The 14,110-nt window shown below is 71.1% G+C and carries 8 protein-coding genes and 1 pseudogene; 6 read left to right on the top strand and 3 right to left on the bottom strand.

The genetic code is table 11. The features are described from left to right. Positions 1-9: 9 nt before the first annotated feature. The 4 genes and pseudogenes from ACH4N1_RS15850 (at position 10) to ACH4N1_RS15835 (ending at position 5,881) form a co-directional block, all read left to right on the top strand. Positions 10-3,685, top strand: a pseudogene (locus tag ACH4N1_RS15850) (hydantoinase B/oxoprolinase family protein). Beyond that, complete coding sequence (locus ACH4N1_RS15845) at positions 3,666-4,271, top strand: GTP-binding protein (protein WP_398097568.1); 606 nt, start codon at positions 3,666-3,668, stop codon at positions 4,269-4,271. The pseudogene ACH4N1_RS15850 and the gene ACH4N1_RS15845 overlap by 20 nt, the downstream one beginning before the upstream one ends. Before the next feature lie 210 nt (positions 4,272-4,481). After that, positions 4,482-5,327 carry a M15 family metallopeptidase gene (locus ACH4N1_RS15840; protein WP_398097567.1) on the top strand — a complete coding sequence of 282 codons (846 nt, stop codon included), beginning with the start codon at positions 4,482-4,484 and terminating at the stop codon, positions 5,325-5,327. Between the two features lie 17 nt (positions 5,328-5,344). Continuing rightward, positions 5,345-5,881, top strand: a complete 537-nt coding sequence (locus ACH4N1_RS15835) for an NUDIX domain-containing protein (protein WP_398097565.1) — start codon at positions 5,345-5,347, stop codon at positions 5,879-5,881. Here ACH4N1_RS15835 and ACH4N1_RS15830 read toward each other — a convergent pair. Then, on the bottom strand, positions 5,872-8,247 hold the full coding sequence (locus tag ACH4N1_RS15830; protein WP_398097563.1) for a glycoside hydrolase family 31 protein: 2,376 nt from the start codon (positions 8,245-8,247) through the stop codon (positions 5,872-5,874). The two genes, ACH4N1_RS15835 and ACH4N1_RS15830, sit on opposite strands and share 10 nt — an antisense overlap. 213 nt (positions 8,248-8,460) lie before the next feature. On the opposite strand from ACH4N1_RS15830, the gene ACH4N1_RS15825 reads away from it, so the two are divergent. Beyond that, positions 8,461-10,428: an acetoacetate--CoA ligase gene (locus ACH4N1_RS15825; RefSeq protein WP_398097561.1), complete on the top strand. Its 1,968-nt coding sequence runs from the start codon at positions 8,461-8,463 to the stop codon at positions 10,426-10,428. Positions 10,429-10,518: 90 nt separating this feature from the next. Next, positions 10,519-11,424, top strand: a complete 906-nt coding sequence (locus ACH4N1_RS15820; protein ID WP_398097559.1) for a hypothetical protein — start codon at positions 10,519-10,521, stop codon at positions 11,422-11,424. 69 nt (positions 11,425-11,493) lie between these two features. Here ACH4N1_RS15820 and ptsP read toward each other — a convergent pair whose 3' ends face one another. Beyond that, positions 11,494-13,164 carry a phosphoenolpyruvate--protein phosphotransferase gene (gene ptsP, locus ACH4N1_RS15815; RefSeq protein WP_398097557.1) on the bottom strand — a complete coding sequence of 557 codons (1,671 nt, stop codon included), beginning with the start codon at positions 13,162-13,164 and terminating at the stop codon, positions 11,494-11,496. Positions 13,165-13,245: 81 nt separating this feature from the next. Then, positions 13,246-13,695, bottom strand: a complete 450-nt coding sequence (locus ACH4N1_RS15810; protein WP_398097556.1) for a PTS glucose transporter subunit IIA — start codon at positions 13,693-13,695, stop codon at positions 13,246-13,248. Positions 13,696-14,110 lie beyond the last annotated feature (415 nt).

The following is a 14,110-nucleotide window of genomic DNA, read 5'->3' as shown; positions in this document are numbered from 1 at the left end:
GGTGAGGACGTGGCAGGCTGGCAGTTCTGGGTGGACCGGGGCGGCACCTTCACGGACGTCGTCGCGCGCCGCCCGGACGGCCGCCTGCTCACCCGCAAGCTGCTGTCCGACAACCCGGCGCGGTACGCCGACGCGGCCGTCGCCGGCGTCCGCGCCCTGCTCGGCGACGCGTGCGAGCCCGTCGAGGTGGTGCGCATGGGCACCACCGTCGCCACCAACGCCCTCCTGGAGCGGACGGGCGAACGCACCCTCCTCGTCGTCACCCGCGGCTTCCGCGACGCCTTGCGCATCGCCTACCAGAACCGCCCCCACATCTTCGCCCGCCGCATCGACCTGCCGGAACTCCTCTACGAACGGGTCGTCGAGGTCGACGAGCGCATCGCGGCCGACGGCACCGTCCTGCGTGTCCCGGACCTGGACGCCCTCGCCGGACCGCTGCGGCAGGCCTACGACGACGGCGTCCGTGCGGTCGCCGTGGTCTGCATGCACAGTCACCGCCATCCCGCCCACGAGCAGGCCGTAGGACGACTCGCCGCCCGCATCGGATTCCCGCAGATCTCGCTGTCCAGCGAGGTCAGCCCCCTCATGAAGCTCGTCCCGCGCGGGGACACGGCTGTGGTGGACGCCTACCTCTCGCCGGTGCTGCACCGCTACGTCCGGCACGTCGCCGACGAACTGCGCGGTGTGCGCCTGATGTTCATGCAGTCCAACGGAGGCCTGGCCGAGGCGAGGCGGTTCCGCGGCAAGGACGCCGTCCTGTCCGGGCCCGCAGGGGGCATCGTGGGTATGGCCCGCATGTCCCAGCTCGCCGGCTTCGACCGCGTCATCGGCTTCGACATGGGCGGCACCTCCACCGACGTCTCCCACTTCGCGGGCGCGTACGAACGCGTCTTCACCACGCAGCTCGCGGGCGTCCGCCTGTGCGCGCCCATGCTGGACATCCACACCGTCGCCGCCGGCGGCGGCTCCGTCCTCCACTTCGACGGTTCCCGCTACCGCGTGGGGCCGGACTCGGCCGGCGCGGCCCCCGGCCCCGCCTCCTACCGCGGCGGCGGCCCCCTCGCCGTCACCGACGCCAATGTGATGCTCGGCCGCATCCAACCCGCCCACTTCCCGCAGGTGTTCGGCCCCGAAGGCGACCAGCCTCTCGACGACGCACTCGTCCGTGACCGCTTCACCGCACTCGCGCGCGAGATCCGCGAGACGGTCGGCGACGGCCGCACACCCGAGCAGGTCGCCGAGGGGTTCCTCCAGATCGCCGTCGCCAACATCGCCAACGCGGTGAAGCGGATCTCCGTCCAGAAGGGCCACGACGTCACTCGCTACGCCCTCACCACCTTCGGCGGCGCGGGCGGTCAGCACGCCTGCATGGTCGCCGACTCCCTCGGCATCCGCACCGTGCTCGTGCCACCCATGGCCGGTGTCCTGTCCGCGCTCGGCATCGGCCTCGCCGACACCACGGCCATGCGCGAACAGTCCGTGGAGGCGTCGCTGGAGCCCGCCTCCCTGCCGCGGATCCTCAGGACGGCCGATGACCTGGAGGCGGCGGTCCGCGCCGAACTCCGGGCCGAACACGTCCCCGACGACCGCATCCGGGTCACCCGCCACGCCCAGCTGCGCTACGACGGCACCGACACCACCCTCACCGTCGAACTGACCGACCCCGCCACCATGCGGGCCGCCTTCGAAGAACGTCATCGCGCCACGTACTCCTTCGTGCTCGACCGCCCGGTCGTCGTGGAAGCACTCTCCGTGGAATGCACCGGCATCACCGAACCCCCCGATCTCTCGGCCCTCGCCCCGTACGAAGGCCGCACCGCACCACCCCGCACCGTCCGCCTCCACACCGGCGGCACCTGGCGCGACGTACCTCTCCACCGCCGCGAGGACCTGCCTCCCGGCCAGACCGTCACCGGACCGGCGATCATCACCGAGACCAGCGCGACGACCGTCGTGGACGACGGCTGGCGGGCCGCGACCACGCACGACGGGCATCTGCTCTTGGAACGCACGGCGATCACGCAGAGTTCCGATGCGGACACGGAAGCGGACCCCGTCCTCCTCGAGGTGTTCAACAACCTGTTCATGTCCATCGCCGAACAGATGGGCGCCCGGCTGGAGTCGACGGCCCAGTCCGTCAACATCAAGGAACGCCTCGACTTCTCCTGCGCGCTCTTCGACCCCGACGGAAACCTGGTGGCCAACGCCCCCCACATCCCCGTCCACCTGGGATCGATGGGAACCAGCGTCAAGGAGGTCATCAGCCGTCGCGGCCCCGCCATGCGCCCCGGCGACACCTACGCCGTCAACGACCCCTACCACGGCGGCACCCACCTGCCCGACGTCACCGTGATCACGCCGGTCTTCGACGCGAGAGGCGACCGCGGCACGGAGAGTGACCGCGACACCGGAAGTGACCGCGACACGGGGAACGACCCGCGGATCCTCTTCTACGTCGCCTCCCGCGGCCACCACGCCGAGATCGGTGGCATCGCCCCGGGCTCCATGCCGGCCGACAGCCGCACCATCGACGAAGAAGGCGTCCTCTTCGACAACTGGCTGCTCGCGGAGAACGGCCGCCTCCGGGAGAGGGAAACCCTCCGCCTGCTCACCGAGGCCCGCTATCCCTCCCGCAACCCCGCGACCAACCTCGCCGACCTGCGCGCGCAGATCGCCGCCAACCGGAAAGGCGTCGACGAAGTCGCCCGCATGATCGAGAACTTCGGGCTCGACGTCGTACAGGCGTACATGCGGCACGTCCAGGACAACGCCGAGGAGGCCGTGCGCCGCGTCATCGACGCCCTCGACGACGGCGAGTACGCCTACGAGACCGACGCCGGCGCCTTCATCCGGGTACGCGTGCGCGTGGACCGCGAGAACCGCTCGGCGACCATCGACTTCACGGGCACGTCGGCCCAACAGGCGAGCAACGTCAACGCCCCGTACGCCGTCGTCAACGCGGCCGTCCTGTACGTCTTCCGCACCCTGGTCGCGGACGACATCCCCCTCAACGACGGCTGTCTGCGCCCCCTCAGGATCATCGTGCCGCGCGGCTCCCTGCTGGCCCCCGAACCCCCCGCCGCCGTGGTCGCGGGCAACGTCGAGACCTCCCAGGCGATCACCGGCGCCCTCTACGCCGCCCTCGGCGTCCAGGCCGAAGGCTCCGGCACGATGAACAACGTCACCTTCGGCAACGCCCGCCACCAGTACTACGAGACCGTCGCCTCCGGATCCGGCGCGGGCGACGGTTTTCCCGGTGCGAGCGTCGTCCAGACGCACATGACCAACTCCCGCCTGACCGATCCCGAGGTCCTGGAGTGGCGGCTTCCCGTACGGCTCGACGAGTTCGCCGTCCGGCAGGGGAGCGGCGGTGCGGGAGAATGGCGCGGCGGTGACGGCGCCGTACGCCGCATCCGGTTCCTGGAACCGATGACCGTCTCCACCCTCTCCCAGCACCGCAGGGTCCCGCCCTACGGCATGGCGGGCGGCGCCCCCGGAGCACTGGGCGTCAACCGCGTGGAACGCGCGGACGGCACCGTCGCCGAACTCGGCGGCAGCGACTCCGTGGACGTCGGCCCCGGCGACGTGCTCGTCATCGAGACCCCCGGCGGCGGAGGCTACGGTCCGCCGCCCACGACCCCCCCATCGAGCAGGAGAAGTAACCGATGATCTTCGGGCGTTCTGAGCGCGGCAAGCCCCCGGTGGAGCCTGTCACGCTCAAGATCCTGGTGGCAGGCGGCTTCGGCGTGGGCAAGACCACCCTCGTCGGAGCCGTCAGCGAGATCAGGCCGCTGCGCACCGAGGAGTTCCTCACCGAGGCGGGCCGGCCGGTCGACGACACCACGGGCGTCGAGCGCAAGCACACCACCACGGTCGCCATGGACTTCGGGCGCATCACCCTGCGCGAGGACCTGGTGCTGTACCTGTTCGGCACGCCCGGCCAGGAACGGTTCTGGTTCATGTGGGACGAGCTCTCCGAGGGCGCGCTCGGCGCCGTCGTGCTGGCCGACACCCGCCGCCTGGAGGACTGCTTCGCCGCCGTCGACTACTTCGAGCGCCGCTCCATCCCCTTCCTCATCGGCGTCAACTGCTTCGAGGGCGCGGCCCGGTACCCCGTGGAAGACGTACGCCGCGCCCTCGACCTCGACGACGCCGTACCGGTGCTGTTGTGCGACGCCCGCGACCGTGGCTCGGTGAAGGACATACTGGTCGGTGTCGTCCAGCACGCCATGGACCACGACGCCGACCGCCGCCGGACCGTCACCACCTGAGACGTGCGCACGGCCCGTGCCCCCACCGACCGGGGTACGGGCCGCGGCACCGGACGGGCCACACGCGTGTGGCGGGCTCCGGCCGGCCCTCGTCCCCTTCCAGCAGGAGTGCTGCCCGTCCCGGAACGGGCAGGACGGTCCGATTCCCACGGACGGACCGCGTACGATCGTCTTCCCGCGCGGGACCGGGACCTGATAGACGCAGGGAGCATGACACGACTTCCCAGCGCCGTACGCGGTGCCGTCACCACGCTCGCCGCCCTGCTGGCACTGACCACCGCGTCCGCCACGGCCCGCGCGGACACCGCCCCCGCAGCCCCGGCGGACTTCGTCGCTCTGCGGACCGTGGACCGGACGATCCTCCAGGACATGCGCTACGTCACCGCGCACAACTTCGTCGGCGAACGCATCGACGGCTATCGCCGGCCGCTGTGCATCCTCACCCGGCCGGCCGCCCAAGCCCTGCACAGGGCCCAGACGAAGCTCCTGCGTCAGGGCTACACGCTCAAGGTCTACGACTGCTACCGCCCCCAGCGCGCCGTGAACCACTTCGTCCGCTGGGCCCAGGACCTCGACGACCAGGTCATGAAGGGGGAGTTCTACCCGAACGTCGACAAGACCCGCCTCTTCGAGGACGGTTACATCGCCGAGAAATCCGGTCACAGCCGCGGTTCGACCCTGGACGTCACACTCGTCAGGCTGCCGACCCGACCGACCCGACCGACCCGACCGTACGTGCCCGGTGAACCTCTCGTACCCTGCTTCGCACCACAGCGCGACCGTTTCCCGGACAACTCCGTCGACATGGGCACCGGTTTCGACTGCTTCGACACCCTCAGCCACACCCTCGACCCGCGCGTCCAGGGCGAACAGCGAGCCAACCGACTGCTCCTGAAGAGCACGCTCGAGGAGCAGGGCTTCGTCAACCTCGCCGAGGAGTGGTGGCACTACACCTTCAAGCCCGAACCCCACCCGGAGACCTACTTCGACTTCCCCGTCTCCGCCAGGTCCCTCACCAGGGCCCCTGAGTCACCCGCGCACGACGCCCACCGATGATCGGATACAGTCCGCGCGTGTCCGAAACTCAGCACTTCACTTCCAACTCCGTTCCCGACTCGCACTGTTCGGGCTGCGGAGCGCCCTATGGAGAGGGCGTCACCGGCTGGCCCCGCACCTGCCCGGCCTGCGCCGCCGTCGCCTACCGCAACCCCCTGCCGGTCGCGATCGCGCTCCAGCCCGTGTACGACACGAAGGGCACCGCCCTCGTCGTCATCACCCGAACCATCGCCCCCGCCCGCGGAGGCATCGCCCTGCCCGGCGGCTACGTCGATCACCAGGAGGACTGGAAGCAGGCCGTCGTCCGGGAACTCAACGAGGAGACGGGCATCGACGCCGCAAGCCGCGACGTACGCCTCGCCGACGCGATGAGCTCGCCCGACGGCCACCTCCTGCTGTTCGGGCTCCTGCCGGAACGCCCCGCGGACCGGCTGCCGACCTCCGCCGCCACCGACGAGACGGAAGGCTGGCACCTCCTGCACAGGCCGGAGGAGCTGGCCTTCCCGCTGCACACGATCGCCGTGCGGGCGTTCTTCGAGGGCCGCTACATCTGAGCCGGCCGGCCGAGCCCGCGTACGCGCACGGGGTGGGACGGCTCACGCACACCGTCCTCACCCTCCCGCTCCACGACGACCTCTCGGTCGACGCCCCAGCGGGCGACGTACCGCTCGATCTCGGGCTCGTCCCAGCCGTCGCCGGCGTCCCGCACCACCAGCCCGCCCCCCGTCCCTCCCGGGGCCGGCGCCCACACCTCCAGTTCCAGCCCGCCGTCCTCTCCGCGCACGGGCACGACCGCACCCGCGCGCGCGAGCACCGGTATCCGCCCCAGGGGCGCGTCGACGAGGACCTGCCCCGGCCCCGCGTACCGCTTCCCCGTCGCCGTGTCGTACCAGAGGCCCCGCGGCAACTGCACGGCCCGCCGGTCCGCGCCCGGGTCCAGCACCGGCGCCACCAGCAGGCAGTCACCGAGCAGGAAGGCGTCCTCGCAGTCGCGCAACGCCCGGTCCTCCGGGGCACCCCACCACAGCGGCCGCACATAGGGAGCCCCCGTCCGCCGGGCCAGATGCGCCAGCGTCACGAAGTACGGCAGCAGCCGCCGACGCTCGACGAGCGCCACGCGCGCGTACTCCAGCACCTCGGGACCGAACTCCCACGGCTCCCCGAGCCCCGCCCGGGGGGCCGCACGCGTGCGGAACAACGGCAGGTGGGAACCCAGCTGCAACCACCGCAGATACAACTCCGGAGACGGGCCGCCGTCGAACCCGCCGACGTCCGGCCCCGAGCACGGCACCCCGCACAGCCCGAGCCCCAGCACCAGCGACAGCGACGCCCGCAGCCCCGGCCAGCCCGCGGCGACGTCACCGGACCAGGTACCGCCGTAGCGCTGGAGCCCCGCCCAGCCGGAGCGCGAGAACACGAACGGGCGCTCCTCGGGAAGCAGCTCCCGCAGCCCCTCGTAGCCCGCCTGCGCCATGCACAACCCGTACACGTTGTGCGCCTCGCGGTGATCGCCGCCCCGGCCTTCCAGAGCGTGTCGCGCCGACCTGGGGAGCGTCGCCTCCCCGAAGGCGGTGAACGACGTGGGCTCGTCCAAGTCGTGCCAGAAACCCGAGAAGCCCTGCGCGACCCCCTCCGCGTACAGCCCACCCCACCAGCGCCGCACACGCGCGTGCGTGAAGTCCGGGTACACCGAATCGCCGGCCCGCGCCACGCCCTCCACGATCCGCCCCGAGGCGTCCCGCACGAACGCGTCCGCGGTGCCCCCGCTGTCGTGGACCGCGTCGCCCGGCACGGCCCGCACGGCAGGCTCGACGACCGACACCAGGCGGACCCCGCCCCGCCGCAGCTCCTCGGCGAGCACCGCCGGCTTCGGGAAACGCTCCTGGTCGACGGCGAACACCTGACCGTCGTCCAAGGAACCGACGCCGAGATGGACCACGTCGAGCGGCAGGCCGCGCTCCTGGTAGCCGGCCACGACACTCCGCAGCTCCTGCTCGTCGCCGAAGCCCCGCGCGTGATGGTGCCCGAGCGCCCAGGCGGGCGGCACCGCCGGCGCGCCGGTGAGCGAGGCCCAGGCGAGTAGCACGCGCGCGGGGGTTCCCACCACCACCCAGCAGCGCAGTGGGCCGCCGTCCATCCGCAGCTCGGACATCCCGGGCCGGTCGTGTCCGGAGCCGGCCCCCTCCTCGCCCTCCCGCAACCTCACCGAGCCGTCCCAGGACGTGTCGTGGAACGCCAGATGCGTGGCCGCGTCGGCCACCACCAGTTGCACCGGCATCGTCAGGCACAGCGGATCGTCGCCCCAATCGAACGCACGCCCCGGATCGGTGTTCCACAGCCGGTAGGTCCCGGCACGCAGACGAGGCCCGGCCGCCCGACCGCCCAGCCCGAAGAAGCGGGCGTCCGCCGGCACCTCCGACCGCTGCATCCACCGCCCCGGACCCCCGTCCGCCGGTTCCCACCACCGTGGTGGCAGATCCCGTCGCAACGCCACACCACCCGGCGTCCGCACCTCGATGGCCCCGTGCCGCGAGACCACGACGGTCACCCGTTCCGCCACCACCCGCCAGCCGCCGTCCTTGTCCGGTTCCAGCACCGCCCGCGGATCGGCCTCGGGGCAGCGTCCGGCCAGTGCGTACGACGGCTCCGGCCCGGCCCCGTCCCAACCCCAGAAGACGGCACCGTTCACCGCCACCCGGATCGTCAGCTCGGAGCGGCTGAACCGCATCGTCCCGCCGCCGGGCCCCGGCTCCACGTCCCGCACCACCCCCGGCACCCGCGCGCGCTCGACGCCCCGCGCGGGCAGCGCCAGGGCGTCGGCACGCCGCCGGCGCCATGCCGCCCGCACGGTGCGCAACCCCCGTGCGGTCCCCGCGGAACCGACCATCTTCATCGAACGCACCAGGTCACGACCGTCCATGTCGCTCACCCTGTCACTGACGGCACCACGCGCGCGTGTCGTTCAACTGCCGTTCACCTGTGCTGGACTCACATCTTCACGACACGGACTGTGTGGGACACACCCTGGTGTGGAAGTCGATCACATGGCATCGTCCGTGTCAGCCGCGTCACGCGCACACCCCAGCACGTGCGCGAGCGACGCACACGACGCGCACAGTCCGGGAGCCGCCCCATGTCGACCGTGAACCCAGAGCCGCTCTGGCGGCCCGATCCGCAGCGCACCGCCGAGGCCCAGGTCACCAGATTCCAGACCTGGGCCGCCGAACGCCACGGAGCCCCGTCCGACGGCGGCTACCCGGCGCTGCACCGCTGGTCCGTCGACGAACTGGAAACGTTCTGGAAGGCCGTCACGGAGTGGTTCGACGTACGCTTCTCGACCCCCTTCACGCGTGTCCTGGGCGACCGCGCCATGCCCGGCGCCCAATGGTTCCCCGGCGCCACCCTGAACTACGCCGAGCATGCGCTGCGCGCCGCCGCCGGCCGCCCGGACGAACCAGCCCTCCTGTACGTCGACGAGACCCACGAACCCCGACCCGTGACCTGGGCGGAACTGAGCCGCCAGGTCGGCTCCCTCGCCGCCGAACTGCGCCGTCTCGGCGTCCGCCCCGGAGACCGCGTCAGCGCCTACGTCCCGAACATCCCCCAGGCCGTCGTCGCCCTCCTCGCCACGGCTGCCGTTGGCGGCGTCTGGACCTCCTGCGCCCCCGACTTCGGCGCCCGCAGCGTCCTCGACCGCTTCCAGCAGGTCGAGCCGGTCGTCCTCTTCACCGTCGACGGTTACCGCTACGGCGGCAAGGAACACGACCGCCGCGACGCCGTCGCCGAACTCCGCCGCGAACTGCCCAGCCTGCGTGCCGTCGTCCACATCCCCCTCCTCGGCACCGAGACCCCCGAGGGGGCCCTGGACTGGTCGGCCCTGACCGCCGTCGACCAGGAACCCACCTTCGAACAGGTTCCGTTCGACCACCCCCTGTGGGTGCTCTACTCCTCCGGCACGACCGGTCTGCCCAAGGCCATCGTCCAGTCCCAGGGCGGCATCCTCGTCGAACACCTCAAGCAACTCGGTCTGCACTGCGACCTGGGTTCCGGGGACCGCTTCTTCTGGTACACCTCGACCGGCTGGATGATGTGGAACTTCCTCGTCTCCGGCCTCCTCACCGGAACGACGGTCGTCCTCTACGACGGCAGCCCCGGCCACCCCGACACCGGAGCCCAGTGGCGCATCGCCGAACGCACCGGCGCCACCCTCTACGGAACGTCGGCGGCCTACGTGATGGCCTGCCGCAAGGCCGACGTGCACCCGGCCCGCGACTTCGACCTCTCCAAGGTCCGCTGCGTAGCCACCACCGGCTCGCCGCTGCCGCCCGACGGCTTCCGCTGGCTCCACGAGGAAGTCCACGACGACCTGTGGATCGCCTCCGTCAGCGGCGGAACGGACGTCTGCTCCTGCTTCGCGGGAGCCGTCCCCACCCTGCCCGTGTACACCGGCGAACTCCAGGCCCCCTGCCTCGGCACCGACCTGCAGGCCTGGGACCCGAGCGGCCGGCCCGTCGTCGACGAGGTCGGCGAACTCGTCGTCACCAACCCCATGCCGTCGATGCCGGTGTACTTCTGGAACGACCCCGACGGCAGCCGCTACCACGACAGCTACTTCGACACCTACCCCGGCGCATGGCGTCACGGCGACTGGATTACCCTCACCTCGCGAGGCACCGTCGTCATCCACGGCCGATCCGACTCCACACTCAACCGGCAGGGCGTCCGCATGGGCTCGGCCGACATCTACGAAGCCGTGGAGCGGCTGCCCGAGATCAAGGAATCCCTCGTCATCGGCATCGAACAGCCCGACGGCGGCTACTGGATGCCCCTCTTCGTCCACCTGGCACCGGGAGCCGTCCTCGACCAGGCGCTCCTCGACCGCATCAAGCGGACCATCCGCGAGGAACTCTCGCCACGTCACGTCCCCGACGAGGTCATCGAGGTCCCCGGAGTGCCGCACACCCTCACCGGGAAACGCATCGAGGTCCCCGTCAAGCGCCTCCTCCAGGGCACCCCCCTGGAAAAAGCGGTCAACCCGGGCTCCATCGACAACCTCGACCTCCTGCACTTCTACCAGGACCTCGCCCGCAAACGAGCCTGACCACACCGAAACCGCAGCTCAGGGCCCATTGTCAGTGCCGACGGTTACTGTGAGTGAGCATTGATCGACTGCGCACACACAGGGGGAGCCATGGCGGCACACACCGACCACTGGACCATGCGACGCGTCCTGCGCCGCGAGATCGCCGGCACCATCGGCCTGCTCACCGACGAACACGACTTCCGGGCCATGCGGCGCTATCGCACCTTCACCTTCGACGACCACACCACCTATCTCCGACAGGTCGAGGAACTCCTCAAAACGCGCGCCCTCCAGGGCACCCACACCACCGTCGCCCTCTTCGACCCCCAGGAGTACGCCGACTTCTGCGCGGCGAAGGGCCTCGACCCCGACGACCCCGCCCACCGCACACGCTTCACGGCCGAACTCGCCACCACCGGCCCCACCCTCCCGTACGAGGGCCAGCCGCTGGCCGATCTGGTACCCGCGCTGGTCGAGGAAGCGGTCCGGCAAGCGACCTGGGAATACGCGGCCACTCTCCTGGCCCGCCTCGGAGCATGCGCGACCTGCGGCGAGGACATCGGCCGCGCGGCCTTCAGCCAGGCCTCCGACCTGCTCGCCCGCATCCTCGACACGGCACCGCCCGGCGACCGCCACCTCGTGTGCAGTGTCACCGGCACACCCGAGACCCTGGTCGCCGTCCTCCACGCGGACGAGGCAACCGACGGCACCACCCCGCTCGACGAGGCCGAGGCCCTCGAATTCACGACCGTCCTCGCTCTCGGCGTCGCCACCCGCAGCCCCGGCGGGCTGGTCATGCGCACCAGCTCCACCGGCAGCCCCGACCGCGTGTACGGCTGGCGACTGCGCGGCGAGGGACTGGAACCGCTGACCGCCGGTGAGGTCTTCGACGCCTACTGCACCGACGTCGAATCCGGCGACCTCATCGCACCCGAGTCCGACGTCGACTACTGCGCGCCGCCGGACCTCAGCGAGGACGGACAACACGGGCCGGCCCCGGGCCACCACCACTGACACGCAGGAGGGGCGCTCCGCGACACACGCGGAGCGCCCCTCCTCACCGGCCGAAGCCGGCACCGCCGACTACTCGCCGGACAGCACCGCCCGCACGGCCTCGCGCGCATCCTCGGCGCTGTCGGTCGCACGGGCGGCCGCCGCCGCCCGCTCACACTGCGCCAGCGTGTACTTCGCGAGCGTCGCCCGCACGTACGGAATCGACGCCGATCCCATCGACAGGGAGGTGACGCCCAGACCCGTCAGCACGCAGGCGAGCAGCGGATCGGCCGCGGCCTCACCACAGACCCCACAACTGCCGCCCTCCGCCCTGGCCGCCTCGGCGGACAGCGCGACCAGGTCGAGCAGCGCGGGCTGCCACGGATCCTGGAGCCGCGACACCGCACCCACCTGACGGTCCGCGGCAAAGGTGTACTGCGCGAGGTCGTTCGTCCCCAGGGACAGGAACTCGACCTCCTGCAGAATCGAGCGCGCCCGCAGAGCGGCCGACGGAATCTCCACCATCGCGCCGAACTTCGCCCGCAGCCCGGCCGCCCGGCACGCGTCGGCGAAGGCCTTGGCATCGGCACGGTCCGCGACCATCGGGGCCATCACCTCGAGGTGGACCGGCAGGCCTTCGGCAGCCTTCGCCAGCGCCGACAGCTGCGTGCGCAGCACATCGGGGTGGTCGAGGAGCGTCCGCAGACCCCGCACGCCCAGCGCCGGATTCGGCTCGTCCGCCGGAGTCAGGAAGTCCAGCGGCTTGTCGGCGCCGGCATCCAGCACCCGCACCACGACGCGCCCCTCGGGAAACGCCTCCAGCACCTGCCGGTACGCCGCGACCTGCTTCTCCTCCGACGGAGCCTTCTTGCTGTCGTCGAGGAAGAGGAACTCGGTACGGAACAGGCCGACACCCTCAGCACCTGCCTCGACGGCGGCCGGCACATCGGCCGGGCCGCCGACGTTCGCCAGCAGCGGCACCTTGTGTCCGTCCGCGGTGGCGCCCGGTCCCGTCGAGGCGGACAGCGCCGCCTTCCGCTCCGCCGCCGACGCTTCGAGCTGTGCCTTCTTGTCCTCGGTCGGGTCCACGAAGATCTCGCCGGTGCTCCCGTCGACGGCGATGACCGTCCCCTCGGCAAGCTCACCGGCACCCGGCAGCGCCACGACGGCCGGCACGCCCAGCGCCCGCGCCAGAATCGCGCTGTGGCTGGTCGGCCCGCCTTCCTCGGTCACGAACCCGAGGACCAACGTCGGATCCAGCAGCGCGGTGTCGGCCGGCGCGAGATCTCGCGCCACCAGTACGTACGGCTCGTCGCTGTCCGGGACACCCGGCATCGGGACCCCCAGCAGACGGGCGACGATACGGTTCCGCACGTCGTCGAGGTCGGCCACGCGACCGGCGAGGTACTCCCCGGCGTTCGCCAACAGTTCGCGGTACGCGGCGAACGCGTCGTACACGGCACGCTCGGCCGTACTGCCGACGGCGATACGCCGCTCCACATCCGCCATCAGTTCCGGGTCCTGGGCCATCATGGCCTGGGCTTCGAGCACCGCCTGGGCCTCGCCCCCCGCCAGATTGCCGCGCGCCATCAGATCGGCGGCCACAGCATCCACGGCCTGACGGGCGCGCCCCTGTTCGCGCTCCGCCTCCTCGGCCGGGATCTGCTTGGCGGGCGGTTCGAGGACCGCCGTTCCCATGTGCCGAACCTCGCCGATCGCCACACCGTGGCTCACGCCGACGCCTCGCAGCGTTGTTTCCATCTCACCCGTCTCCGGTAGTGCGGCGGGTCCCGCCGCCGCGGTGGTTGTCCCATGTGCCGTCATCGATGCGACGGCCTCGGCTCAGCGCCAGGAAAAGAGAACGTCGCCAGTCTTCACGTCGCCGTCCTCGCGGAGATCACCGAGGGCGTCGGCGGTGGCTTCCAGGGCCACGACCGGACACACCGGGGACTTGCCGGCCTCTTCGACCGCGACGGGATCCCACCGCACGATGCCCTGTCCGCGGGTCACCGTGTCGCCCTTGTTCACGAGCAGTTCGAAGCCCTCGCCGTTCAGCTGCACGGTGTCGATACCGAGATGAGTGAGCACGCCGTGTCCCTCGGCGTCGACCACCACGAATGCGTGCGGGTGGAGGGAGACGATGACTCCGTCCACGGGTGACACGGCCTCGGAGGGCTCGCGCACCGGGTCGATGGCCGTGCCGGGGCCGACCATGGCCCCGGAGAAGACCGGATCGGGCACTGCTGCCAGTCCGATGGCGCGTCCTGCCAACGGGGACGTCACGGTGGTCATGGGAAGCCTCCCAGGGGTGGAGATGTATACGGGCCGTCACTGCTAGTCCCGGACGGCGCACTGTGCAGCAGGGTATGTCATATGAAGTACCGGTTCCGCACGAGTGATCCCGATCCGTGGTCTAGACCACTAGCCTAATCGATTTGCACGCGCTCCGCGGGCCCGTGTACAGTCGTACTCCTGCTTAAGGGTGAGCGACGCCAGCGAGCGCGCTTAACCGAGCAGCATCCAACTTGTTCAGATCCTAGCTTTTGATCATCTTCCGTATGCCTGCGAGACGGTGGTCAGGGGGACGGAAAATGACTGGTAGAGTTGGAGACACCGAAGGGAAGCGCCCGGAGGAAAGCCTGAGAGAGTCTCTCGGGTGAGTACGAAGGAAGCGTCCGTTCCTTGAGAACTCAACAGCGTGCCAAAA

It is taken from the genome of Streptomyces sp. NPDC017202 (assembly GCF_044331705.1).
GTDB lineage: Bacteria > Actinomycetota > Actinomycetes > Streptomycetales > Streptomycetaceae > Streptomyces.
Note: the sequence above shows the minus strand (reverse complement) of the source record. Positions and strands in the feature narration are given on the sequence as shown.

Excerpts from the sequence above, each read along its gene's own strand:
- ptsP (WP_398097557.1), bottom strand. The coding sequence starts at position 13,164 with ATGGAAACAACGCTGCGAGGCGTCGGCGTGAGCCACGGTGTGGCGATC.
- ACH4N1_RS15820 (WP_398097559.1), top strand. The coding sequence starts at position 10,519 with ATGGCGGCACACACCGACCACTGGACCATGCGACGCGTCCTGCGCCGC.
- ACH4N1_RS15830 (WP_398097563.1), bottom strand. The coding sequence starts at position 8,247 with ATGGACGGTCGTGACCTGGTGCGTTCGATGAAGATGGTCGGTTCCGCG.
- ACH4N1_RS15845 (WP_398097568.1), top strand. The coding sequence starts at position 3,666 with ATGATCTTCGGGCGTTCTGAGCGCGGCAAGCCCCCGGTGGAGCCTGTC.
- ACH4N1_RS15825 (WP_398097561.1), top strand. The coding sequence starts at position 8,461 with ATGTCGACCGTGAACCCAGAGCCGCTCTGGCGGCCCGATCCGCAGCGC.
- ACH4N1_RS15810 (WP_398097556.1), bottom strand. The coding sequence starts at position 13,695 with ATGACCACCGTGACGTCCCCGTTGGCAGGACGCGCCATCGGACTGGCA.
- ACH4N1_RS15840 (WP_398097567.1), top strand. The coding sequence starts at position 4,482 with ATGACACGACTTCCCAGCGCCGTACGCGGTGCCGTCACCACGCTCGCC.